Origin of the sequence: Krasilnikovia cinnamomea (assembly GCF_004217545.1) — a bacterium.
Lineage (GTDB): Bacteria > Actinomycetota > Actinomycetes > Mycobacteriales > Micromonosporaceae > Actinoplanes > Actinoplanes cinnamomeus.
Genome location: NZ_SHKY01000001.1, coordinates 4668779 through 4691786, shown reverse-complemented (window position 1 = coordinate 4691786; position 23008 = coordinate 4668779). Strand labels below are relative to the sequence as shown.

General features: G+C 70.6%; 29 protein-coding genes. 20 read left to right on the top strand and 9 right to left on the bottom strand.

Annotation, left to right across the window (positions count from 1 at the left end):
* The first annotated feature begins 57 nt into the window (after positions 1-57).
* The 5 genes from EV385_RS21440 (at position 58) to EV385_RS21415 (ending at position 3545) form a co-directional block, all read left to right on the top strand.
* The gene (locus EV385_RS21440; protein ID WP_130511074.1) at positions 58-516 is read left to right on the top strand and encodes a hypothetical protein; all 459 of its coding nucleotides are present in this window, start codon (positions 58-60) and stop codon (positions 514-516) included.
* A 582-nt stretch (positions 517-1098) separates the two neighbouring features.
* The gene (locus EV385_RS21430) at positions 1099-1380 is read left to right on the top strand and encodes a heavy metal-binding domain-containing protein (RefSeq protein WP_130511072.1); all 282 of its coding nucleotides are present in this window, start codon (positions 1099-1101) and stop codon (positions 1378-1380) included.
* 58 nt (positions 1381-1438) lie between these two features.
* Entirely contained in the window at positions 1439-1870 is a 432-nt protein-coding gene (locus EV385_RS21425; RefSeq protein WP_130507934.1) for a transposase, read from the top strand.
* Positions 1867-2892 (top strand): IS3 family transposase, encoded by a 1026-nt coding sequence (locus EV385_RS21420; RefSeq protein ID WP_130507935.1) that lies wholly within the window; start codon positions 1867-1869, stop codon positions 2890-2892. The genes EV385_RS21425 and EV385_RS21420 overlap by 4 nt, the downstream gene beginning before the upstream one ends.
* A 239-nt stretch (positions 2893-3131) precedes the next feature.
* A complete protein-coding gene (locus tag EV385_RS21415) occupies positions 3132-3545 on the top strand; it encodes a hypothetical protein (protein ID WP_130511071.1) in 414 nt (137 codons plus the stop codon).
* Between the two features lie 39 nt (positions 3546-3584).
* Here EV385_RS21415 and EV385_RS21410 read toward each other — a convergent pair whose 3' ends face one another.
* Positions 3585-4214: a hypothetical protein gene (locus tag EV385_RS21410; protein WP_130511070.1), complete on the bottom strand. Its 630-nt coding sequence runs from the start codon at positions 4212-4214 to the stop codon at positions 3585-3587.
* A gap of 137 nt (positions 4215-4351) precedes the next feature.
* On the opposite strand from EV385_RS21410, the gene EV385_RS21405 reads away from it, so the two are divergent.
* Complete coding sequence (locus tag EV385_RS21405) at positions 4352-4804, top strand: GNAT family N-acetyltransferase (RefSeq protein ID WP_165449550.1); 453 nt, start codon at positions 4352-4354, stop codon at positions 4802-4804.
* A gap of 40 nt (positions 4805-4844) precedes the next feature.
* Here the strand turns inward: EV385_RS21405 and EV385_RS21400 are convergent, their stop codons facing one another.
* Positions 4845-5078, bottom strand: a complete 234-nt coding sequence (locus EV385_RS21400; protein ID WP_130511068.1) for a hypothetical protein — start codon at positions 5076-5078, stop codon at positions 4845-4847.
* A gap of 102 nt (positions 5079-5180) precedes the next feature.
* On the opposite strand from EV385_RS21400, the gene EV385_RS21395 reads away from it, so the two are divergent.
* The 3 genes from EV385_RS21395 to serA all read left to right on the top strand — a co-directional run bounded on the left by EV385_RS21395 (position 5181) and on the right by serA (position 8008).
* Complete coding sequence (locus EV385_RS21395) at positions 5181-5666, top strand: MarR family winged helix-turn-helix transcriptional regulator (RefSeq protein WP_130511067.1); 486 nt, start codon at positions 5181-5183, stop codon at positions 5664-5666.
* Positions 5667-5752: 86 nt separating this feature from the next.
* Positions 5753-6670 (top strand): aminoglycoside phosphotransferase family protein, encoded by a 918-nt coding sequence (locus tag EV385_RS21390; protein ID WP_130511066.1) that lies wholly within the window; start codon positions 5753-5755, stop codon positions 6668-6670.
* Positions 6671-6793: 123 nt separating this feature from the next.
* Positions 6794-8008 carry a phosphoglycerate dehydrogenase gene (gene serA, locus EV385_RS21385; protein ID WP_130511065.1) on the top strand — a complete coding sequence of 405 codons (1215 nt, stop codon included), beginning with the start codon at positions 6794-6796 and terminating at the stop codon, positions 8006-8008.
* Here the strand turns inward: serA and EV385_RS21380 are convergent, their stop codons facing one another.
* On the bottom strand, positions 8009-9847 hold the full coding sequence (locus tag EV385_RS21380; protein ID WP_130511064.1) for a hypothetical protein: 1839 nt from the start codon (positions 9845-9847) through the stop codon (positions 8009-8011).
* Positions 9848-9942: 95 nt separating this feature from the next.
* Positions 9943-10605, bottom strand: a complete 663-nt coding sequence (locus EV385_RS21375; RefSeq protein WP_130511063.1) for a response regulator — start codon at positions 10603-10605, stop codon at positions 9943-9945.
* 536 nt (positions 10606-11141) lie between these two features.
* Between EV385_RS21375 and EV385_RS21370 the strand changes: the two genes are divergently transcribed.
* The 4 genes from EV385_RS21370 (at position 11142) to EV385_RS21355 (ending at position 14718) form a co-directional block, all read left to right on the top strand.
* On the top strand, positions 11142-11804 hold the full coding sequence (locus EV385_RS21370) for a class I SAM-dependent methyltransferase (RefSeq protein WP_130513473.1): 663 nt from the start codon (positions 11142-11144) through the stop codon (positions 11802-11804).
* A 192-nt stretch (positions 11805-11996) separates the two neighbouring features.
* Positions 11997-12575, top strand: coding sequence for a MarR family winged helix-turn-helix transcriptional regulator (locus tag EV385_RS21365; RefSeq protein ID WP_242624994.1), 579 nt, complete (start codon positions 11997-11999; stop codon positions 12573-12575).
* Positions 12572-14338, top strand: a complete 1767-nt coding sequence (locus EV385_RS21360; protein WP_165449549.1) for an MDR family MFS transporter — start codon at positions 12572-12574, stop codon at positions 14336-14338. The genes EV385_RS21365 and EV385_RS21360 overlap by 4 nt, the downstream gene beginning before the upstream one ends.
* 80 nt (positions 14339-14418) lie before the next feature.
* A complete protein-coding gene (locus EV385_RS21355; protein ID WP_130511062.1) occupies positions 14419-14718 on the top strand; it encodes an antibiotic biosynthesis monooxygenase family protein in 300 nt (99 codons plus the stop codon).
* Between the two features lie 40 nt (positions 14719-14758).
* Here EV385_RS21355 and EV385_RS21350 read toward each other — a convergent pair whose 3' ends face one another.
* Entirely contained in the window at positions 14759-15535 is a 777-nt protein-coding gene (locus EV385_RS21350) for a GAF and ANTAR domain-containing protein (RefSeq protein ID WP_242624993.1), read from the bottom strand.
* Positions 15536-16004: 469 nt separating this feature from the next.
* Here EV385_RS21350 and EV385_RS21345 point away from each other — a divergent pair, with 469 nt between their 5' ends.
* Positions 16005-16205 (top strand): hypothetical protein, encoded by a 201-nt coding sequence (locus EV385_RS21345; RefSeq protein WP_242624992.1) that lies wholly within the window; start codon positions 16005-16007, stop codon positions 16203-16205.
* Positions 16202-16417 (top strand): hypothetical protein, encoded by a 216-nt coding sequence (locus EV385_RS21340; protein ID WP_242625387.1) that lies wholly within the window; start codon positions 16202-16204, stop codon positions 16415-16417. Before EV385_RS21345 ends, EV385_RS21340 begins: the two co-directional genes overlap by 4 nt.
* Before the next feature lie 29 nt (positions 16418-16446).
* Here EV385_RS21340 and EV385_RS21335 read toward each other — a convergent pair whose 3' ends face one another.
* Entirely contained in the window at positions 16447-16965 is a 519-nt protein-coding gene (locus tag EV385_RS21335) for a DUF1360 domain-containing protein (RefSeq protein ID WP_130511060.1), read from the bottom strand.
* 13 nt (positions 16966-16978) lie between these two features.
* Positions 16979-17230 (bottom strand): DUF6158 family protein, encoded by a 252-nt coding sequence (locus tag EV385_RS21330; protein ID WP_130511059.1) that lies wholly within the window; start codon positions 17228-17230, stop codon positions 16979-16981.
* An 86-nt stretch (positions 17231-17316) separates the two neighbouring features.
* Between EV385_RS21330 and EV385_RS21325 the strand changes: the two genes are divergently transcribed.
* From EV385_RS21325 to EV385_RS21315, 3 genes are all read left to right on the top strand, one after another.
* Positions 17317-17760, top strand: coding sequence for a hypothetical protein (locus EV385_RS21325; RefSeq protein WP_130511058.1), 444 nt, complete (start codon positions 17317-17319; stop codon positions 17758-17760).
* 25 nt (positions 17761-17785) lie between these two features.
* The gene (locus EV385_RS21320; RefSeq protein ID WP_130511057.1) at positions 17786-18094 is read left to right on the top strand and encodes a DUF3817 domain-containing protein; all 309 of its coding nucleotides are present in this window, start codon (positions 17786-17788) and stop codon (positions 18092-18094) included.
* A gap of 397 nt (positions 18095-18491) precedes the next feature.
* The gene (locus EV385_RS21315) at positions 18492-19457 is read left to right on the top strand and encodes a C40 family peptidase (RefSeq protein WP_242624991.1); all 966 of its coding nucleotides are present in this window, start codon (positions 18492-18494) and stop codon (positions 19455-19457) included.
* 99 nt (positions 19458-19556) lie between these two features.
* Here EV385_RS21315 and EV385_RS21310 read toward each other — a convergent pair whose 3' ends face one another.
* Positions 19557-20558, bottom strand: a complete 1002-nt coding sequence (locus tag EV385_RS21310) for a sigma-70 family RNA polymerase sigma factor (protein WP_130511056.1) — start codon at positions 20556-20558, stop codon at positions 19557-19559.
* A 556-nt stretch (positions 20559-21114) separates the two neighbouring features.
* On the opposite strand from EV385_RS21310, the gene EV385_RS21305 reads away from it, so the two are divergent.
* Positions 21115-21834: an SDR family NAD(P)-dependent oxidoreductase gene (locus EV385_RS21305; RefSeq protein ID WP_130511055.1), complete on the top strand. Its 720-nt coding sequence runs from the start codon at positions 21115-21117 to the stop codon at positions 21832-21834.
* Between the two features lie 11 nt (positions 21835-21845).
* On the opposite strand, the gene EV385_RS21300 is transcribed toward EV385_RS21305, so the two are convergent.
* The gene (locus tag EV385_RS21300) at positions 21846-22598 is read right to left on the bottom strand and encodes a dTMP kinase (protein WP_130511054.1); all 753 of its coding nucleotides are present in this window, start codon (positions 22596-22598) and stop codon (positions 21846-21848) included.
* Between the two features lie 97 nt (positions 22599-22695).
* Here EV385_RS21300 and EV385_RS33990 point away from each other — a divergent pair, with 97 nt between their 5' ends.
* Positions 22696-22839, top strand: coding sequence for a GPGG-motif small membrane protein (locus EV385_RS33990; RefSeq protein WP_165449548.1), 144 nt, complete (start codon positions 22696-22698; stop codon positions 22837-22839).
* Positions 22840-23008 lie beyond the last annotated feature (169 nt).

The following is a 23008-nucleotide window of genomic DNA, read 5'->3' as shown; positions in this document are numbered from 1 at the left end:
TCATCAATAAGGACACCGGAGTCATGCGATCCATCTATCCCAAGAGGTGAAGCGGACATGGTCACCACGTCGATAGACTGGCACGTCACCAATTTTTGCTTCCCGGGGGCCGCCGACGGCATCATCACCTGCGATGTGTGGCTCACTCTTGGCGGCGTTGACTATCCGGTCGAACGCTGGTCGGACTTCGCCATTTCCGTGGTGAGCTCGGCCGTCACGGCGTACACCGAAATCGCCGACGGGGAGAACGAGGCGTGGTCGTACTTCTTCGACGGCTCATACTACCTATACTACCGACGAACCGAGGCGGACGAGCCGACGGTCTACATCGAGGCGAACTGCGATCGAGATGAGGACAACCCGGTCTCGATCGCGGTCGGCGAAGTTCGTTTGGAACAGCTCCGGACAGCCTTGGCGCACGTCGTGCAGGAGATACTGACTGCCGTTCGGGGCAAACCGTACACGGAGAAGGATGTGGAAATCATGGACCGCAAGATGGCGGACCTCAACGCCTGAGGCGCACCCAGCCTCCAGCGCCGCAGCCTGACACCGACGCGGGCGGGCAGCGAGTCTCAAGCTCGCTGCCCGCACGGGATGCTAGACCGCCATCTTGAACTCGCGAAGCTCGACGAGACGACGCGGGTTACCTTCGAGGGTACGTCCCGAACCACATTCGGCCGCTGCTCGGCGACATGCCGGTCGCCCGGCTCGGCGGCGAGGTACTCGACTCCTTCTACGCGCGGTTGCGAACGTGTCGGGCGCACTGCGGGGGCCGGAAGTACGTCGAGCACCGCGTCCAGGGCGAGCACGAGTGCACCAGCCGGTGCCGCCCACACGTGTGCCGGCCGCTGGCCGACGCCTCGCTCCGCCCGACGGCAGTACGTGGCTCAAGCCCGACTCTGTCGGGCAGCGGTACACGCGCATGTGTGCGCGACTCGGGTGGGACATGAACCTCGCGGTTGCCAGCTGGTCGCCGACGGTGTGGTGCATGCGGCCCGCAGGATGCGCGCCAAGGCCGCAATGGCTCAGTAGTAACTACGCCGTGGCAGGCGAAATCACCGCCGCGGGCAGCCAAACATCGACCATATAGTCCCCGCCATGTTGATCGTGACTCTGCCGTCGATCCCTGGCTACGACACCCGGCTCACGCTGGGTCCCGTCCTTGCCGAGGCGCTGCCGCAGCAGCCGAACCTGGCCGAGCACTACAAGATGGCCTTCGACGCCTTGAATAGTCGCCAGATTCTCAACATCCAGGCAATGCGGGAGCAGGCGATGCAGGACGTGCTGCGCCAGGCGGCGCAACGCGGCGCGAATGCCGTGCTCGGCCTGTGCTTCAACGGGTTGCAGATCTACGCCACCCTCCCTGTCACGCTGATGTGAGACAGCCCGTCTACCAGGGAATACTCTTCCTGGACGGCCCTGAGGAGAACACACCAGCATGACTTCGAAGCCCCATGAGAGCCCGGATCTGGACGCCCGGCCCCAGCGGCGGACATTCACCGCGGAGTTCAAGGCGCGGATCCTGGACGAGTACGAGTCGGCGCCGGATGCGGCGGCTCGCGGGGCGATCCTGCGCCGGGAACGACTGTATGGGTCACACATTCTCGACTGGCGCAAGGCCCGAGACGCCGGAGCCGCGGCCGGCCTGACCGACCGCCGTCAAGCGGCCGCGCGGGCAGCGAAGAAGGCCGAAAACGCTGAACTTGCCCGCCTGCAGCGGGAGAACGCCCGCTTGCAGGCCAAGCTGGCCAAGACCGAGACCGCGCTGGCGATCATGGGAAAAGCGCACGCGCTCTTGGAACTGCTCTCCGAGAGCGCGGATGCCGCGCCGATGTCGAACCCGTCCTCACCGAGGCGCTCCAGGCGCTGACCCCGGCGTGGGGCATCGCCGGGGCGTGCCGACTGACCGGCGTATCCCGCGCGACGCTCTACCGGCACCGCAACCCGCCCGCGCCGCCGAAGCCGCGGACTCCGCGTGAGCCGCCGCCCTCGGCGCTGTCGCAGGCCGAACGTGAGCAGGTCCTGCAGTTGCTGAACCGGCCCGAGTACGCCGACCTGGCGCCGGCGCAGGTATGGGCCCGCGAGCTCGACGAGGGCCGCTGGTGGTGCTCGGAGTCCACGATGTACCGGATTCTGCGGGCCGCCGGTCAAAACGGTGAACGCCGCAGCCAGGCCACGCATCCGGCCCGGACCAAGCCCGAACTCGTGGCCGACGCGGCGAACCAGGTCTGGTCCTGGGACATCACGAAGCTGCGCGGGCCGGTCAAGGGCGTCTGGTTCCACCTCTACACGGTGATCGACATCTGGTCGAGGTACGTCGTCGGGCACCTGGTCGCCGCGCACGAGGACGGGCAGCTCGCCGAAGCGCTGATCGCCGACGCCGCCGCCCGTGAACGCGTCGATCCCGATCAGTTGACCGTGCATGCCGACCGCGGCGCGGCGATGACCAGCAAGACCGTCACCCAGCTGCTGACCGATCTGAAGATCGGCCGTAGTCACAGCCGGCCGAAAACCTCGAACGACAATCCCTACATCGAGGCGAGCTTCAAGACGTTGAAGTACGACCCGAGCTTCCCGGACCGGTTCGGGTCGATCCAGCACGCCCGGCAGCACTGCGAGGCGTTCTACACGTACTACAACCACGAGCACCGGCACTCCGGGATCGGCCTGCATACTCCGGCCTCGGTCCATCACGGCACCGCCGGACAGATCCGTGAACAGCGGCAACGGACCCTCGACGCCGCCTGGGCCGCGCACCCCGAACGGTTCGGGCGCCGCCGTCCGCAGCCACCCCGCCTCGCTCACCGGGCATGGATCAACAAACCCGACAACAGCGACCTCGGACAAGTCGCCGTCGCGGCTGTGACCACCCTTCCAACAGCACAAAGCTAAAGAAGATCAAGAAACTGTCTCAGTTGACTTGACAGGTTCCGCCAGGCTGCCGTGGTCCGCCCCGTCACTGACGACGCGGTAAGGCAGTACAACGAATTGGTTCACGCGGGCCGGGTACCCCCGCTGACCTGATCCAGCCACCATGTGCGGGTTGGCCTGGTCGGCAACCGACCGGCACCTGGACTGGAATGCCTATTGTGCACGGTGGACAAGAGCGGCAGGGAACGCAAGGAGATCAAGTGTTTGCTATCGAGGCCACGTGGCAGGCTGGAAAGGCGCCCGCGCTCGACGGCTTCTACCGGGTAAAGGGTGAAAGCCGTAGGGTGGAGTATGACGGTCCGGACCTGTCTCGGTTCCGCCTCGGCACTCCGCTCGCAGCGGACGCATTGGACAAATGTCATGACATGGAGATCTACGTGTCGGAGTGCGTTGAGTTGCCGGGGGGCAAGGGCTACGTATGCTGTGGTTCAGGACCCCTGGGGGGTGACGGGTTCTTCGCCCGCCTCAACCCCGATGGCATGCTGAAGTGGATCGTCGCCATGGTCGACTCGAACCCGATCGACACGGTCGACCTGGCGGGCATGACTGCCACATTCGTCAACGAGCACTGCAATTCCCTGGTGATCGACTTCGACAACCCCGATTTCGCGTAGTTGCAGGTTTGACGGCTTCGACGTCAGGTGAGCATCTCGTCATGCCTCGAACCAGGCGACGAGGCGGCAGTTCTCGTCGCCGTGGAGGCGCGCGAGAGCGGCCATCACTTCCCACACGGGACGCCAACCACCTTCGTCGGGAATGGCCTGTCGGCGGGTCAGCCGTCCCGCCCGGAACTGGACATCACCCTTCGTCCAGACACTGCCGTCTGGCCAGACGTTCGGTGGCGCGCCTGGTGGCGAGACGGGCACCCCTTGAGCCTCGAATGCTTCCCGCGACCAGGCTGACTTGCCGCGAAAGATCCATTGCCCGTCGGCGTCGCGTTCGTAGCGGTGTAGTCGGGTGTCGGCGTGCTCGGTCAGCTCGCTCCAGTCGATCCGCTGGATCTCGTCCCAGCCGATCCAGGTCGGTCCTTGACGCTCACTGCTGGAGCTTTCGAAGGCTCGTCGGGTCGGTTCGGCGGCGTCGGGCGGTAGTCCGCGGCCGGCGGCTACGGGCCGAAACCCGGCGTAGTTCATGACGCCGAACAGGCACCCGAACGCGTCGTAGTCGCGGTCGATGTACAGGCAATCCAAAGGGACAGCCGAACACCAGTCGTTCGCATTCGGCAGATCCGACCATGACGCCCATGGCCGAACCTCGATGTATCCATCAATGTCGACACCCACAGCGAGAGCATGCCACCAGGGTCCGCCTGGATCATCAGATTTGGGTTCAATCGATCAGCGATCGAGCCCGCATGGGCTGCGAGGCTGAGGATCAGGTCGGCCATGGGCTCCGCAGGTTGGGGTGGCAGACTCACCTCGTGCGGATCAGTCGGGCGAATGCGGACGACGTCGCAGACCTGGCTCGCCTGTTGTGGCTGGATACCCATGATGAGGAGCCGGCCAAGCGGCCCCTCGACGCGTTCGCGGCCGGGCTTGCGCAGTGGTGGGCCGCGCACCAGGACTCACACCTGGCGTTCGTCGCTCGGCTCCTGCGACCCGAGATCATCGGCATGGCCTGGGTGGCGCTCGTCCCGCGGGTGCCGAGGCCGGGAGCCACAAGCCGGCTGTCCGCGGACATCCAGAGCGTCTTCGTCATACCGGAACAGCGCGGCCAGGGAATCGGTTCGGCGCTCGTCGAGGCCGCGTCGGAGCAGGCGACACGCCTCGGCTGCCTGCGCGTGACGGTCCACTCCGGTCGCACGGCGGTGCCGGTGTACGAACGGCTGGGCTTCAAGTCGTCCCGGCAGCTCCTGCAGCGGCCGTCGGCTTAGCTGGCCGCGGGGCGCCTTGCGGAGCCCGCCCACGGGACCGTCAGTTGCCCTGCTTCTCGCGGGCGAGGCGCCTGCGTTCGCGCTGTTCCCGGGTGTACTGCTTGCGCCGCTCCAGGTCGCGGAGCCACTGCTGGCGTGTGGTGGGGTCGGCACCGTGCACCGCGTTGCCCGTCTGTGCGGGACCGATCAAGGAGCGGAAGAACCAGTCGTCGAAGGTGTCGTGCCACCACACCCCGAACCGGCTCCGTTCCACGCCTCGCTTGTCCTTGGGCATGCCGCCCGCCTCCCCTGGTAGTCTCGCCGCATAAGGTTGGTACCCCAACATTTTGTGCCCCAACTATTTCAGAGTAGCGACCGCCCGAAGAAGGTGCACACGATGAGTGACGTGGGCGACGCCAACAACCCGCTCGCGTTGGAGCAACAGGTGTGCTTCGCCCTGTCGGTGGCCGCGCGCAGCGTGGTGGCGGTCTACCGGCCGCTGCTGGAGCCGATGGGGCTGACGCATCCGCAGTATCTGGTGATGCTGGCGTTGTGGCAGCGCGCCCCGCTGTCCGTCCGGCGGCTCAGCGAGCTGCTGCAGCTCGACCCGGGAACGCTGTCCCCCCTTCTCAAGCGCTTGGAAGCGATCGGATACCTGCGCCGCGAACGCGATCCCGGCGACGAACGCAGCCTCGCCATCACGCTCACCCCCAGCGGCCAGGCCCTCCGCCGGCAAGCTGAAGCGATTCCGCCGGCGGTGGTCGACCGCCTGGGTCTGCCGGTCGACGAACTGCTGGACATCCACGCGGCCCTCACCCGGGTCATCGACGCCACCCGATCGGCACAATCCCCGGCGGCATCCGGCCGCGACTCCCCCGCATGACGTGAGCGGGCGGGCGTGTGCCAGTACCGGCGGCCCCGGACAGAAAGTCCGTGTCGAAAGGCCCGCCCACCTGCCACGATCCCGGCATGGTCGCTGCCGTCGGAGTCCGGATCGGGTGGGCAGCCGTGCCCGCCCACGTCCGGGGCGCCATCGAGGAGATCCTCGGTTCGCCGGTGGTCACGGCCAGCTCCCAGCCGGGCGGATTCTCCCCCGGCACCGCCGACCGGGTCCGCACCGCGGCGGGCGTGACCGCGTTCGTCAAGGCGGTCAGCCCGGCGCTCAATGAGCGGTCGACGGAACTGGCCCGGCAGGAGGCGCGCCTCAGCGCGGCCCTGCCGCCGCACGCGCCGGTGCCCCGGTTCGTCGGCAGCTACGACGACGGCGAATGGGTGGCGCTCGTCCTGGAGGACATCGAGGGGCGGCACCCGCACACCCCGTGGCGACCGGACGAGCTGGCGGCCGCCGTACGCGGACTGCGGCAGCTGGCCGCCGCGCTGACCCCCTCCCCCGTGGCCGACCTGGCCACGGCCGGGGACCGCCTGGCGGACAACTTCGCCGGCTGGGACCGGGTGGCCGCGGATCCGCCCCCGGACCTGGACCCGTGGGCCCGCGACCACCTGGACGAGTTGCGCGCCGCCGCCCGATGGGCCCTGACGACGCTCGACGGCGACACCCTGTGCCACTGCGACATCCGCGCGGACAACATGCTGCTGCGCCCGGACGGCACGGTGGTCTTCGTCGACTGGCCGTGGGGCTGCGTCGGCCCGGACTGGCTGGACACGGTTCTGCTGGCGGTGAACGTGATCGTGTACGGCGGTGACCCGGCGCCCGTGCTCGCCGGCGTCGACCCGCGGGCGGTCAGCGCGATCATGGCGGGGCTGGCCGGCTACTTCGTGGATCGGGCCCGGCAGCCTCCACCGCCGGGCATCCCCACGGTACGGGCGTTCCAGCGGGCCCAGGGCGAGGCGCTGCTGCCGTGGCTGCGCGGGCGTCCCACGTATTGAGCGGCATGGGACATCCGGCACACCGCGGTGGAGGCGACCGCCGAGGGCACTACGCTGGTGTGCCGTGAGCTGGGCTTCGGCGTGGCGGCCCGGACGGCGCAACCGCACACGAAACGGAAACTGATGATCGACCAAGCGAAGGTACGAGTCCTCCTCCTGGAGAGCATCCATCCGGACGCCGTGACCCGGCTCGAGGCCAACGGTTACGAGGTCGAGTCCGTCCGCAACGCCCTCGACGAGGCCGAGCTGATCGAACGGATCGACGGCGTACACCTGCTCGGCATCCGCTCCAAGACCCGGGTGACGGCCAAGGTGCTGGAGGCGGCGAACAGCCTCGTGGCGATCGGGGCGTTCTGCATCGGCACGGACCAGATCGACCTGCCGGCCGCCTCGGGCGCCGGGATCGCGGTCTTCAACGCGCCGTTCTCCAACACCCGTTCCGTGGTCGAGCTGGCCCTGGCCGAGATCATCGCGCTGACCCGCCGGCTCACCGAGAAGAACAGCGGCATGCATCGCGGGGTCTGGGACAAGGCGGCCGACGGCAGCCACGAGATCCGCGGCCGGCGCATCGGCATCGTCGGGTACGGCAACATCGGCACCCAGCTGTCGGTGCTGGCGGAGAGCGTGGGCATGCAGGTGTCGTTCTACGACACGGCCGACAAGCTGGCCCTGGGCAACGCCCGGCGCTGCGCCAGCCTGGACGAGCTGCTCGAATCCTCGGACATCATCACGCTGCACGTCGACGGCCGCCCGGGCAACGCGGGATTCTTCGGTGCGGAGCAGTTCGCCCGGATGACCAAGGGCGCGATCTTCCTCAACCTCTCCCGTGGCATCGTGGTCGACCACGTCGCCCTGCGGGAGGCCCTGACCAGCGGGCACCTCTCCGGCGCTGCCGTGGACGTCTTCCCCAAGGAGCCGAAGGGCCGCGGCGACGAGTTCGTCTCCGAGCTGCGCGGGCTGCCCAACGTCATCCTCACCCCGCACATCGGCGGGTCCACGGAGGAGGCGCAGTCCGACATCGGCAACTTCGTGGCGACCAAGCTGGCCAGCTTCGTGCAGGAGGGCAACACCACCCTGAGCGTCAACCTGCCCAGTGTCGCCCTGCCGCTGCAGGAGGGCATGAGCCGGATCGGTCACGTACACCTCAACACCCCGGGCGTGCTGGCCCAGGTCAACAAGATCCTCGCCGACCACGAGGTCAACGTGGAGGGTCAGCTGCTGACCACCCGCGGCGAGTACGGCTACCTGGTCACCGACATCAGCGGCGGATACACCGACGAGGTGCTGGCGCAGCTGCGCGCCATGGATCAGACCGTACGGCTGCGGGTCCTGGCGTAGCTAACTCGTCTCGACCCGCAGCAGGGTGATCCGGGCCGCCGCGTCCAGGTCGTAGCGGTCCGGCACCTGCCAGTTCCGCGGGGTGAGGGTCGAGCCCGGGGCGACGTCGCGCAGGGTCCGGGCGCCCGCGGTGACGGTCTTCGCGCCGCTCTGCACCTTGACCCGGACGGGCGCGTCGGCGGGCGACTTCACGGACAGCTCGTCGAGCGCGCCGTCCACCCGGACCCCGACGGTGCCGACCGGCTTGGGCAGGGTCAGCGCGACCCGGCGGGCCCCTCCGGTCAGGGCGACGTCACCGACCTGGCCGCTGCTGAGGTCGATGAGCTGCTCGTCCGCGCCTCCGGTGAAGCGCAGCGACCAGCGGACGTTGGCGGACAGGACGACTTCGACCGCGCCGGGCTCCCCGTCGCCGTCCGGGGTGACCGACAGCCGGACCTGGTCGTCGCTGATCACCGGGGCGGGCACGCTGTCCGACCCGTCCGCCGCGGTGATGCGGTAGAGCTGGTCGCCGAGGTCCTCGCTGCGCACGGTCAGCCGGCCGAGCCCGCCGAGCACCTCCAGGCTGGCGGCGGTCCGGCCGTCCAGCGGCGCGGTCGCGGTACGCCGGTCCGCCGAGCCCGCCCCGAGCTGCAGTACCGAGGTGATGTCGCCGTTGGCGCCGGAGAAGAAGACGACACCGGCGACCGTACCGGCCAGCAGAATGACGCCGGTGAGCCCGGCGGCGACGGCCGTGGCGGCGCGGGATCGCCGCGGGGCGGGCGGGGCCCCGGGGCCGGGCTGAGGTCGCCCGTCCGGTTTGGGGCCTTCTCCCTTGTGGTCTTCGCCCCTGCGGCCGGCCGGGTCACGGCGGGTCGCCCGGTGCGGGCGGATCTCGCGCCCCGGACCGTTGACGATGTCCCCGATGGCGGGTGTAGCCGGCGCGTCGTCCAGGTCCACCACGGGCGAGACCGGGGTCGGGGTACGCCCGCCCGGCCGTCCCGGAGCCGGATCGCGCTGCGCGGCACCGCCCGTGGGCCCGGGCGACGGCGCCGGACGCGGCACAGCCGGGGGCGCCTCTCGCCCCTGGGCCGCTGGGGGCGGGCCGGGACGCGCGGTGACGGCGACCGGACGCTCCAGCGACGGGCCCGGCGAAGTCGGCGCGCCGGCGCGGGCGTGCGTACCGCTGATCGGGCCCGCGGTGAAGCCGAAGGAGACCCGGCCACCGGTGGTGGGCGGCGCCGGACCGTACGGCGGCTCCGGCGCCTCGCGACCCGCCGGGTTGCCCGGGTCGTCCTGCCGGGACGGGTGCGCGGCGCCTGGGCTTGGTGCCGCCCCGGCGGACCGGCGGGGCAGCTTGTCGGCGGGGCGGCCCGGGGTGGCTCCGGCCCGCGGTGGGTGGCTCTCGCGGTCGCCCGACAGGGTGTCGCCCGCCGCCGAGCCGGGAACCCGCCTGGGCAGCTCGCCGGTCGTGGCACCGGCCACCCGGCGGGGCAGGTCAGCGCCCGGTTGCGGACCGCGCTCCGGGGTGGAGACTCCGGGTTCCGGACCGCGGTGCGGCACGGTTGTCCGGTCGCCTCCGCGCTCCGCGTCGCGGGGGGCGACGCTGAAGGCCCAGGAGGCACTGTCCGGTGTGGTTGCGTCGCCCGGGCGCGGCTCGCGGGGTGCCGGCGACTCGGGCAGCGAGCCCGACGGGGGCGTGCGGCCGAATGGCTCAGCCGGCCCGCCCGCGCGTCGCCGGTCCCCCTCGGAGTCCCGGTTGGCCCAGTGCGCGCCGGAGGCCGACGGCAGGTCCGCGACCGCAACGGACGCGTCGGACATGCCGCTGCTGTCCGCCACGTCGCCGGAAACTGTACGTTCCACGCGAATCCTCCACCCGCGGTGGCGCCGTCGACCTCCGGTGGCGCTCTGCCCAGTGGTACGGATTCCGGCCGGTCGCGGTTGAGTCGCCGGGAGAATTACCGTCCGTACTGGCGATCCGGCTGAATGAGCCCGCGCCGGGTGGCCACCGCGACCGCCTCCAACTGGCTGTGCGCGTCCAGTTTCGCCAGCACCGCCTTCACGTACCCGCGGCAGGTGTGCACGCTGATGCCGAGCCGGCGGGCGATCGCGCGCGGGTCGAGGCCGGCGCCCATGAGCGCGAGTACCTCGTGTTCACGGGCGGTGAGGCCACCGGCGCGCGGGCCGACCACCGGGGTGGTGCTGCGCAGCAACCGGGCGAGGATGTCGGTGGAGACCGTCATGCCGCCGCCGTGCGCGGTGTGCACCGCGTTGAGCACATCGCCGAGCGCACCGTTCTTGCTGAGAAATCCCGCGGCACCCGCCGCCGTCGCCCGGCCCACCAGGGTCGCCTCGCTGCTGGCCGTAAGGATGACCACCCGGGTCTCCGGCTGGCGGTGCCGCAACATCTCCGCGATCGCGATGCCGTCCGCGTCGGGCAGCTCGGGATCGAGCAGGATCACGTCGGGCTTCAGCTCCGCGGCGAGGCGGATCGCCTGCTCCCCGCTGCGGGCGTGGCCCACGTAGCGCAGGTCGGGTTGGCCCCGCAGCGCCACACCCAGCAGTTCGGCGAAGGTCTGGTGGCCGTCGACGACAAGCACGGTGATCACCTCGTCGCCCATGCCAGCCTCCCGTCAACAACCGTTGTCGAAGTCTAGAATCGGGGCGCCCGCGGGCTCGCCGTATTAACAGCCGGACCGCGTGAGCGCGCCGGAGCCTACTGCCCGGTACTGCCGCCGCCCGGATGAGTCCGACCGGCTGTGATAACAGGTCTTTCGGCGGAGGCACCCCCTCGATTTGGTCTTGTCGTCGGTACGCCACCCGCGAGGAGTCTGGCGCATCGCCAGCCTGTTGGCCACGTCGGACCGTGCCGACCTTCGCGGGAGCACACCCGTTCGGTGACCACGATGGAGGGTACGGCCCGCCGTCGCGCCCCTCGGAGCCGGGGCGGCACAGCCGGCGACGCCGCCGTCACGACCCGCAACGACAAGTGGGGCATCACGTCCATTTCGCGCCGACGCACCGCCATCCCGGCTCACGGCGGCTCGCCGCGCCCCGCCACCACGGCGGCGGACCCGTGGGCCCGGAGAATCATCGCGTGCCGATCGACCCTGTGCTGCAGCCGCTGCCCCTCGTGCCGGAGATCTCGCTGTTCCTGATGGCCACCGACGTCGGGCTGTTCGACCTGACCGGCGGGGAGTTCCACAGCGACGAGCCGCTCCCGTTCTGGGCGTTCGCCTGGGCGGGTGGCCAGGCGCTCGCGCGCTACGTACTGGATCACCCCGAGGTCGTGCGGGGCCGCCGGGTGCTGGATCTCGCGTCCGGCTCGGGTGTCGTGGCGATCGCGGCGGCCCGGGCGGGCGCCGCCGAGGTCCGCGCGGTGGACGTCGACCCGGCCGCGCGCGCGGCGGTGGCCCGCAACGCCGCCGCGAACGGCGTCCGGGTCGAGGCGATCGTCGGTGACGCCGCGGAGTCCGTCGACCCCCAGGCCCCCGGCGACGGCACGGCCGAGGCGGAAGATCCGGGCCCAGGAGAAACGTACGCGGAAAAGGCGCACCCGGAAGGCCGGGCCGACGCCGGTGGGCCGGAGGTGGTCCTGGCGGGCGACGCGTTCTACAGCCCGGCCGTGGTCCCGTCGATGACCCGGGCCCTGCGCCGGGCGGCCCGCGCCGGCGCCCGGGTGCTGGTGGGTGATCCGGGCCGGGGATTCCTCCCGGAACACCTCTTCTCTCAGATCGCGGAATACCCCGTGCCCGTTCCAGAATCACTGGAGGAGACGAACCTGCTGGTCACGGGCGTCTGGGAGATCCGCACCACATGAGGTGCTTTCGCTAACCAACAACTTGTACGCTACAACGATCAAGCGCCGGGGCCAGGATGAGCCGCCGCGCGCAGGCACACGTACGGGCGCAGTGCGCGACCCGTGACCGGGCCGGGACCGCGTTCCGCGGACGGCACCGGACAGCGCGATGACCGGGCTGCCCGATCGAGGGCCCCGGCGCCGCTCGGCGGCGTGACCGCCGAGCCCGATTTCGACAACGCAGTGATCACAGCGTGGCCACCGTCCCCAGGTGTGGCCGCGCCTAGTGCGATGGGACGGCATGACGTGGTGGAACGGGACGCCGAGGACGGCGTGAGCCGGCTCGCGGGCGAGATTGTGCGGTTCGCCCGGCTGGGCGCCCGCGCCAAGAGCATGCTCAATGTCGGGGATTTCGGAGCCGAATTCTCGGCGCTGATGCTGCTCTTCCCGCTGTGCCACCAGGGCCCGCTGCGCGTCACGGACCTCGCCGAGGTCAAGCAGGCGGACCCCTCGACGATCAGCCGGCAGGCCGCCCAGTTGGTGAAGGCGGGCCTGGCCCGGCGCGAGGCCGACCCGGCCGACGGACGGTCGTCACGGCTGGCCGCCACGGAAGCCGGCCAGGCCGCGTGCCAGCGGATGCACGAGGCGCGTCACGCGCTGCTCAGTGAGGCGCTGGGCGCCTGGCCCGCGGAGCGGGTCGCGGCGTTCACCGCCCTTTTCGAGGAATTCAACAGCTCCGTCGAGGCACTGATGCGCCGCGACTCAGCACCAACCCCACGGGAGATTTCGTGAGCAACGCGAGTACCACCGCGACGGCGCCGGCCGGCCCACCCGGCGGCGCGCCCGCAAAGGCGGGATTATCCGCGGACTTCACTCACCGCCAGATCCTCACGATTCTCGCGGGCCTGATGATGGGCATGTTCCTGGCCGCCCTGGATCAGACGATCATGGCTACGGCGACCCGGACCATCGCGGACGACCTGCACGGCTTCAACCTGCAGGCGTGGGCGACCACCGCCTTCCTGATCACCTCGACGATCTCCACCCCGCTGTACGGAAAGCTGTCCGACATCTACGGCCGCCGCGGCTTCTTCCTGTTCGCGATCGGCGTGTTCATCGTCGGCTCGATCCTCTGCGGACTCGCGGAGAACATGTACCAACTGGCCGCGTTCCGGGCCATTCAGGGCATCGGTGCGGGTGGCCTGATGTCGCTCGCGCTGGCGATCATCGGCGACATCGTGCCGCCCCGTGAGCGCGCCCGCTACCAGGGCTTCTTCCTCGCGGTCTTCGGTACGGCGAGCGTCATCGGCCCGATCCTGGGCGGCTTCTTCGCCGGGCAGGAGACGATCCTGGGCATCGACGGCTGGCGCTGGGTGTTCTACCTGAACGTCCCGATCGGCATCGCCGCCATGGCCGTCGTGGCGAAGGTGCTGCACCTGCCGCACCACCGCACGGACCACCGCATCGACTGGCCCGGCGCGCTGACCCTGATCATCGGCCTGGTGCCCCTGCTCACGGTCGCCGAGCAGGGCCGCGAGTGGGGTTGGGACTCGTCGCGCTCCCTCGCCTGCTTCGTCATCGGCGCGCTGGGTCTGATCGCCTTCGTCCTCGCCGAGCGGGCGTACGGGGACGAGGCGCTGCTGCCGCTGCGCCTGTTCCGCAACCGGACCGTCGCGGTCGGCGCGACCTCCAGCACGATCATCGGCATGGCGATGTTCGGCGGTCTGATGACCGTCCCGCTGTACCTGCAGATCGTGAAGGGCTCCTCCCCCACGATCGCGGGTCTGCAGATGATCCCGTTCGTCGTCGGCATCATGGCGGGCTCGATCACGGCGGGTCAGCTCATCGCGAAGACCGGCCGGTACCGCATCTTCCCGATCGTCGGCAGCGTGCTGATGGCCGTGTCGCTGGGCCTGTTCGCACTGGTCGGGGCGGACACCCCGCTGTGGCAGACGATGCTGGTCATGGTGCTGATGGGTCTCGGCCTGGGCGGCAACATGCAGCCGATGATCACGGCGGTGCAGAACGCGGTGTCGCCGCGCGAGATCGGCGTGGCGACCAGTACCGTCACGTTCTTCCGGTCGATGGGCGGCACGCTCGGCACGGCGATCTTCCTGTCCGTCCTGTTCAACGTGCTGCCGGACAAGATCAACAGCGCGTACCAGAAGGCCGCGTCGTCGCCGGCGTTCCAGCAGGAGATGGCCACCCACCGGGACCAGGCCCAGGCTCTGCAGCAGGCGCAGGGCGGCGGCGCGCTCAGCGACACGTCGTTCCTCGGCAGGTTGTCCGACATCATGGCGCACCCCTTCAAGGCGGGCTTCTCGGACAGCATCCAGATCGTGTACCTGATGGCCCTCGGCGTAATGATCATCGGCCTCCTCGTGGTGTTCTTCCTGCCGGAGATCCCGCTGGCCCAGCGGTCGGCGCAGGCCCAGCGCGCCGCCGACGCGGAGGCCGAGCAGAACGCCGCACCGGCCGGCACGGATGAGGGCGAGCCGGGCAAGGCCGTCGCGGCCTCCGCCGGGCCGGACGGCCCGCCCGCGGGCCGCGGCTGACGGACAACACCACACCGGGGGGTACGGGCGGCCGCGGCCGCCCGTACCCCCCAGCGCGTGCGCGCACTAGCCTGGAGCCCATGGCAGTCGTGAAGATCAACGCGATCGAGGTGCCCGAGGGCGCCGGACCGGAACTCGAGAAGCGCTTCGCGGCGCGGCTGGGCGCCGTGGAGAACTCCCCGGGATTCCTCGGCTTCGAGCTGCTGCGACCGGTGGCCGGGGAGAGCCGGTACTTCGTCTACACCCGCTGGGAGACCGAGGAGGACTTCCAGGCGTGGTCGACCGGCTCCGGCCGGCAGGCGCACGCGGGCGAACGGGCCAAGCCGGTCGCCTCGGGCGCGAGTCTGCTGGAGTTCGAGGTCGTTCAGCGGGTGGGCTGACCACGCACGCGGCGGGCGGCGCCGGGCGCCGCCCGCCGCGTCACGGCTGCGCGTTGCGAGCCGCGGCCGCGATGAGCCGCTCGGCGACCGTACGGCGGTCCAGGCCGAGCCGCCGCGCGGTGTCCTGCAGCACCTCGTTCGCCTCGCGGACGCTGCACCCGCGCTGAGCGATGATCACCCCGACCGCACGGTCGACCGTCGCCCCCTCGCGCAGCGCGCCGCGCCGCTGCACCTCCCCGATCAGCACCTCGGCCTGGCCGACGATCGCCATCGCGGTCAGCAGCAGCTCCGGGTGGACACCGTGCGGGTGGGCCACGAACAGGCTCAGCGCGCCGACCGAGGTGCGCTGCACGTCGAGCGGGAGCGCCACGACCGCGTGCACCCCCTCGGCGCGGGCGCAGTCCGCGAGCTGCGGCCAACGCGGGTCGGCGGGCAGGTCCTGGGCCGTCACGAGGGTGCGGGTACGGGTGGCGTCGAGGCCGGGGCCGTCGCCGACGGCGTACTGGAGGTCGTCGAGGGCCTGGGCGCTCGGGCCGGAGGTGGCCCGGGTCAGCGGGGTGCCGTCCCCGATCAGCGCCGCGGAGCAGCGCAGCACGCCGGGAACGGCCTCCACCGCGAAGTCCGCCAGCCGCTCCAGCGCCTGAGGCACATCCTCGGCGTCCAGCAGCCGTACGGAGAGCTCCTGCAGGAGCCCGGCCAGTTCGACCGGGTGCGGGCCGACGGGAGCGGACTGCGGCAGCGCTGCCGCGGACAGCGCCCGGGTGCGGAGACGGCCCTGGGCCGGTGCGCCGGCCATGGTCGCGGACCGGCGGGTCACCAGTCCCCCAGGACTCCGATGCGGGGCAGACATTTGCCCGATATTGCCATGCGGATCGACGGACACGGTAGCCGTACCCCTAACGGGTGGCTTCTCCGGATCCGGACGCGGCGGGCGTCCCTGCCCTCTCGGCGAGCCGGTGCGCGAGGTGCAGGTCAGTACGATCATCAGTCACGGCCAGGGATTACCCATATCCGGCGCCCGTCAACCAGCCCGGGAAAAGTGTGACGCCCCCGGGAGACCCGGGGGCGTCACAGATGCCGGTGTGCTGGTCGCCTCGCGGCGAAAGGCGCAACGCGGCTCCAGCCGAACGGTAGTCCGCGAAGGCAGATGGGTTGAGGCCCGGGGACACTGAACACACCGACATCCGTTCCCAACCGTCGGCGCGATCACCCGATTCCGGCAGTCGTTGTGACCCAGACCACACTTGCGGTGTTTGGTGCCCGTGCGGCCGGGTAGACCAGGTGCCGTGGACGAGGACCTTCGCCTGCTGGAGACCTTCCTCGACGAGATCTACGTCGGCCAGGAACGTCTGACCAGCGCCGAGCTGCAGCGCAGCGCCATCGCCGCCGACCTGCCCGCGGCCGCGCTCACCCGCATCGACGCCCTGCCCGAGGGCGAGTACGCCCAGGACGAGGCCGCCGAGGCCCTGCGCACGCTGGCGGCGTGACACCGGCACAGACCCACAGGGGGCACACCGTGACCACCAACAACGAGCGACCGCCCGCGATCGGCGACCCGGACCCGGACGACCTGGACGACGACTTCGCGGCGGAGCACGCGGACACCGTGGTGGACCGCGAGATCGCCGGCGGCGACCAGCCGGGCGAGACGGAGAGCCCCCAGGGGTGGAGCGGGCTGGAATCCGCAGGACCGCCCTGACCCGGCCGGTCGAGGCGGGCCAGGCCGGGTCAGGGCCCCTCGGCGGCTTCCTTGGCGATCGAATACCCCATCTGGAGGAAGTCCGAGACGGCCGTGGCGGTGAGCGTGACGGCGGCCAGCCGGGTCAGCCGTGGCGCCAGCACCAGCCCGCCGGTCAGCCCCGCCGCCACCCACATCGCCAGGCAGAACGGGCAGGTCACCAGCTCGCCGATGGCGTGGCGCACGGCACTGCCGTCGGCGCGTACCTCCTCCTGGACCTCGGCACTGCCGCCGGGCTCGGTGTACCGGGTGAACGGGGCCCGCAGCGGGCTGGTCACGGCGTCCTTGGCCAGCAGCCTGCTCAGCTTGTGCGTGGCGATGGAGATCAGCACCACGTCGGCGGTCGCCGGCCGTTCGGGCACGGGACGGCCGGTCACCTTCGCGGCCACGGCGAGGCTGGCGGCGAGCGTGCCGAAGGCGCCCATGGCCACCGCGTAGCCGTCCAGGGGCCGGTGCTCGTGCGGCGCGTACGCCTCGCGGAGGTGAGTGATCCGGTCGCGCAGCGTCATCGGAACGGTCTCCTCAGAAGTCCTGGGTGAGCCGGGTCGGGTCCACCTCGCGGCCGGGGTGCCGGGCCAGGTATTCGCTCTCCAGCGCCTCGGTACGGCGCAGGTGGTTGCTGAGCGCGGCGTCGGGTCCGTGCCGCAGGGTGTCCAGCCGGGTGCGGTAGAGGCTGGTGAGTTCGCGCAGCAGGTCGTTGTCCGCCAGCGCGGCCGGGTCGATGCCGACCTCGGCCACGCCGTCCGCCGCGCCGAGGCGCGTCGCGTCGGCCATGTGCCTTCCCCCTTCGCAGAGCCCTTCGCGTGCCTCCCGCTTGCCCGTCGCGCCGAACTCCGAAACCCCGCCGGTACGCTCGGAGCATGAAGGGGCTGTGGACACCGGCGTGGATCGTGCGCCACGTGGTCGCGGTCGTCCTGATCGCCGGTTTCTGCGGGCTGGGCTGGTGGCAGTTCACCCGCGCGGCCGGGGGCAACGCCCTGAGTTGGGGTTACACCTTCCAGTGGCCGGTCTTCGCCGGTTTCGTCGCCTTCCTCTGGGTCCGCGAGGTGCAGCACGAACGCCGCCGGCGCGCGTCCGTACGCGACACCGCACCCGCGGAGCCGGAGGCCACCGAGGCCGGGCCCGACACCGCTCAGGCGGCTGTGGTGAGCGTCCGGCGCCCGGTCCGCGTGCCCGTGACGCCGGCCGCGCCCGACGGCGGCGACGATCCGGACCTGGCCGAGTACAACCACTACCTCGCCTGGCTGGCGGCACATCCGGGGGCGCGCCCGCTGGACTACCCCGGCCCGGCGCACCGCAACTGACCACGAACGACGAAGGACGTGCAACGTGCAGGGAGCCCTCACCCGCTACCGGATCATCGCCTGGGTCGTCGGCGTGATCCTGATCGTGCTCGTGCTGGGCATGCCGCTGAAGTACCTGGGTGACAACGACATCGTGGTGGCCGCGGTGGGACCGGTGCACGGCTTCCTCTTCATGGTGTATCTCGTGTGCACCTTCGACCTCGGCCGCCGGGCCCGGTGGTCGCTGGGGCGCATGGCGCTGGTGATGCTGGCGGGAACGGTCCCGTTCCTGTCGTTCTGGGCCGAGCGCAAGGTGAGCCGCGATTGGGTCAAGCCGGAGCTGGCCGCCGCATAGGACCGTTTCGCGGCAATTGCGGCGCTGCCGTAACGCAGCGACTCCGCCTCATGGCAATGCGTTATCGGGATCATCGGTAAATCCCCGACTATTGGCGTGAATCATTCCACGGCATCTTGATTTTGCGCGGCGCATCGATAGGTTGGTGCGGTTGATCCGGTCCGCAGCCACATCCCTCCGGTGGCGCTGGGTCGACGCCGCCGAATCATCGCGGCGGGCAGGTGCGCTCACCACCCCCTGGGAGGCCGCGCCGGCCGCCGTATCGAGTCGGGGAAGCGCCGAGCAGCATCTGGGGTGAATCCGCGTCAGCGGTAGGGCATTCTTCCGCCCCAGCGCCGCCAGAAAGTCAGGCGACAGCTAACCCGGTAGGCGGCCATGCGGAGAAAGGCACGTTCCGTTGTCACACGCCCGCACGAGGCTTCGGGCCCTGGTGGTCGCGTTCCTCGCCGTCGCCATCACCGGCTCCGGCGCGACGGCCGCCCATGCGGCACCCTCCACGAGTGACATCAACAAGAAGATCGAGGCGGCGTCCAACCAGCTCGAGGACGTCGTCGAGTCGTACAACAAGATGAAGATCAGCCTGGCGAAGACGAAGTCGGACGAGAAGAACCTCGCCGCGTCGCTGGGGCCGGCCCGGGAGGCGCTCAAGAGCGCCAGCGCCCAGGTGCAGACGATCGCCTCGTCGGCGTACATGACCGGCACGGTCGGCACGGTCAACGTGCTGCTCGAGGGCCCGGACAGCCTGATGGACCGGATGAGCTTCCTCGACCAGTTGTCCCGCAGCCGCCAGCGCGACATCGCCACCTTCACCGAGACCACCCAGACCTACGCCCAGCGGCAGGCCGCGCTCAAGAGCACCCAGGACAAGCAGGCCGCCGAGCTCAAGGAGCTGACCGCCCGCAAGAGCAAGATCGAAGCAGACCTCAAGAAGCTGTACGCGATGCGGCGGGCCGCGTTCGGCAGCGAGACCGAGAGCGGCAGCAGGTACACCGGGCGCATCCCGACCATCCCCGGCTCCGCCGGGACCGCGGTGAAGTACGCCTTCAACGCCATCGGCGCGATGTACCACTACGGCTCGGACGGCCCGTACAACTCCGGCTACGACTGCTCCGGGCTGACCTCGGCGGCCTGGAGTTCGGCGGGCAAGTCCCTGCCGCACAACGCCGCGGCGCAGTACAGCGCCACCGCCCGGATCAGCCGCGCCGATCTCAAGCCGGGCGATCTGGTCTTCTATCGCAGCCTCGGACACGTCGGGCTCTACGTGGGCGGCGGACAGATCATCGACGCCTCCCGCGCCGGCGTACCGGTCAAGAAACGATCGATCGACGTCATGCCGCCGTACGGCTACGGCCGGGTGCGCTGACGGTTTCGATGCGCCGGGTTACCCGGTTCACCGAAAGGCCAAGCAGAGAAAGGCCGGTGCCCCGCTCGGGGACACCGGCCTTTCTCAGACGTACGCGAATCAGGCGGCCTGCAGGCCCTCGGCCCGGGCCAGCTCACGCAGCCGCCCCAGCGCCTGGATCTCCAGCTGGCGGATGCGCTCGCGGGACAGCGAGAAACGGGACGCCACCTCGGTGAGCGAGTGCTCCCGGCCGTCCTCCAGGCCGTAGCGGGCGCGCATGATGCCGGCCGAACGGTCGTCGAGGTGGTTGAGCAGGCCCTCGATGCGCTGCCGCTCCAGAGCGGTCAGCACGATCTCCTCGGGCGAGGGGGCGTCGCTGTCGGCGACCAGGTCGCCGAGGTTGGTGTCGCCGTCGTCGCCCACCGGGGTGTCCAGCGAGACGGTGTCCTGGGCCCAGCGGGTCAGCTCGTGAACGCGCTCCACGGTCACCCCGAGCGCGGCCGCCACCTGCTCCGGCTCCGGGTCGGCGCCGAGCTCGCGGACGAGCTGGCGGGTGACGTTGCGCATCCGGTTGACGTCCTCGACCAGGTGCACGGGCAGTCGCACGGTGCGCTCCTGCTGGGCGATGGCCCGGCTGATGGCCTGGCGGATCCACCAGGTGGCGTACGTGGAGAACTTGTAGCCGCGCTCGTAGTCGAACTTCTCGACGGCGCGCACGAGGCCCGTGTTGCCCTCCTGAATCAGGTCGAGCATCGGCATGCCGGACCGCACGTACCGGCGGGCGATCGACACGACCAGGCGCAGGTTCGCGCGAATGAACAGATCCTTGGCCCGGGCGCCCTCGACGACCAGCCGCTCAAGCTCCTCCCGGCTCACGCCCCGGCGGACGTCACCGGTTTCGAGTAGATGCTCGGCGTAAAGGCCGGCCTCGATTGCCTTGGAGAGGTCGACCTCCCTGGCGGCATCCAGCAGTGGTGTCCGGGAGATCTCGTGCAGGTAGACGCCGACCAGGTCGCGCTCCTCGGCGACCTCGTCAGTCCGCATCACGGTGTTCTTCTCCACGTTGCCCACGGTCCCCTCATTGCCTTCACTAAGCCTGTTACGGGCAATACCTGCGTCCATCAGCCCTCCCGTAACGTCCGCAGTTCGTGCATTGCGGTGGTGCCTCAACACAACAGATCTCGCCGTGCGGTGATTCCGGCTGGCGGATCGAAAGTGTCACGAATGTCTGAGCGATAGCTGAGAGCCGCGTGCATACTTGCTGAGGAACGCCTGCACCAGACATTCGGAGCTGCACCCGGCGGGTCGATGCGTGCACACACGCATACCCGGCGCTCATCTCATGACACCATCGGCTCCCCATCCGTCACAGCGACGGGCATCACGACCGGCGGTGCGACACTCGTCACTACCCAGTACGGCCCGATAGCCGAATGGGTTCACGTGCAGCATCGACCGGGTCTTGATCGTCCTGAACCAAAAGCCGCACGAGAAAGATCCCGCCGCACAGCGGAACGGGACCACCTGCCACAATGCGGCACGTCACGCCGCTATTCACTCGACCGACAGGGTGACCCCCGCCCGGGTGACCTTCGTTATACCCCCTGCTGGGACGCTTTCCCCGGGCGGTGGCGTGACGAAAAGCACATCGAAAATCGGCGTGGTCTACGGTGTCCACATGGATCGCAGCGTGCTGATCACCGGCGGCACCGGGGGCCTCGGCGCCGCCGTCGTGACCGCCTTCGCGCAGGCGGGCTGGCGGGTCGTCGCCCCGGTGCGCCCGGGCACCGCCGCCCGGCTGCCGGCCCCGCCGGAAGCCCCGTCCACCGGCGTGGCACCGGGCGTCATCGAGCCGGTGGACGCCGACCTCGGCGCACCGGACGACGTCGCGGCCGTGGTCGCCACGGCGGCCGCCGTCGCGGGCGCCCCGCTCCGGGCGGTGGTCAACCTGGTCGGCGGGTACGCGTCCGCCGGGCTGGTGCACGAGACCCCGATCGAGGACTTCGAGGCGATGCTGCGGATCAACCTGCGGCCGACGTACCTTGTGACCGCCGCGGCGCTGCCGCACCTGGTGGCCACGGGCTCGGGTTCGGTGGTGTGCGTGTCGTCGCGGGCGGCACTCACGCCGTTCCCCGGCGCCGCCGGCTACGTGACCGCCAAGGCCGCCGTGCTGGCGTTCGCAAACGCCGTGGCGGCCGAGTACCAGGGGCGCGGTGTGCGGTGCAACACCGTCCTGCCCAGCGTCATCGACACGGCGGCGAACCGGGCCGCGATGCCGGGGGCGGACCGCACCCGCTGGGTGACCCCCGCCGAGATCGCCCGGGTGATCCTGTTCCTGGCGGACGACGCCTCGGCACCCACCAGCGGCGCGAGCATCCCGGTCTACGGCCGGGCCTGAGGTCCCGGGCCTCAGAGCACGTCCGTGAGCTGGCGGCCCACCACCGCGGCGCCCGCGGCCAACGGTCCCGCCGCGAGGACCACCGCGCGGGTGCCGGCCATCACGGCGGGCAGCCGGGGTGCGGAGGCCGGCCGGTCCTGCCACGCGTCGAGCGCCGCCGACAACGCCGCGGCCACCTCGGCCGGACTTCGGTTCGCGTCCACCACGACGAAGTCGTCGTGCTCCGGCAACGACCGGTAGGCGGCCGCCGCGGCCCGCAGGAACGCCATCTCCTCGTGGTCGTATCCGCGTGCCTCGATGCGGTCGTACGCGACCGCCGGGTCCACGGCCAGCAAGAAGGTGACATCCGGCTTCGGGAACAGCCGGTACGCCAGGCGGGCACGTCGTTCCGCGCGCGGGCCGCAGCCCCGGGCGCGCAGGCTGGCGTACTGGCAGACCGCGTACCGGTCCATGACCGCGATGTCGCCGGTGAGCCGGCGGCGCAACCGGGTGTCGAGGATCGCGAGCCAGCGCAGCAACGATTCGACGAACAACATGAGCCGGCGTCCCAGCAGGTCCTCGGCGTCGCGCCGGCCGAACGCCGTGGCCAGCCGGCCGAACCAGCGCCGGCCACCGGCGTTGCGCCGGTAAGTGGCGCGCAGACCCCGCGCGCGCAGGGTGTCCGCCAGCAGGCGGGCCTGGGTGGTCTTGCCGGATCCGTCGATGCCGACGAGCGCCACGGTGCGCAGTCGTCGGCGGCGGGAGAAGGCGCGGTCGGGGACCATGCCCATCAACGGTACCCGGGCCCGTCACGGGGTGCTGCGACCCCGACCACCAGGTCGCACGGGTTTTCGAGCCATGTCGATCGGGTATCGCGCAGGCATGGACCTAGTGCTCTGGATTATCGCAGTCATCCTTGTGGTCGCCGGCATCCTCGCCCTGTTCCGGCGGCAGCTCGTCTGGGGCATCGTGCTGATCATCGTGGGCCTGCTCGTCGGTCCCGGCGGCGTCAGCATCTTCAATTGACCCCACCCCCGGGTAAGTCCGATGGAGCCGGGGTCGCCGGATGGCGGCCCCGGCTCCGCTGTGGACGGTCACCCAAAGGTTGCGAAGCGTCAAGAGGCGCACACGCCGTGCGACCCGGCACTTCGGACATGTGACTGAATCCGTGCGCACGATCCGACCAGCGGATCCG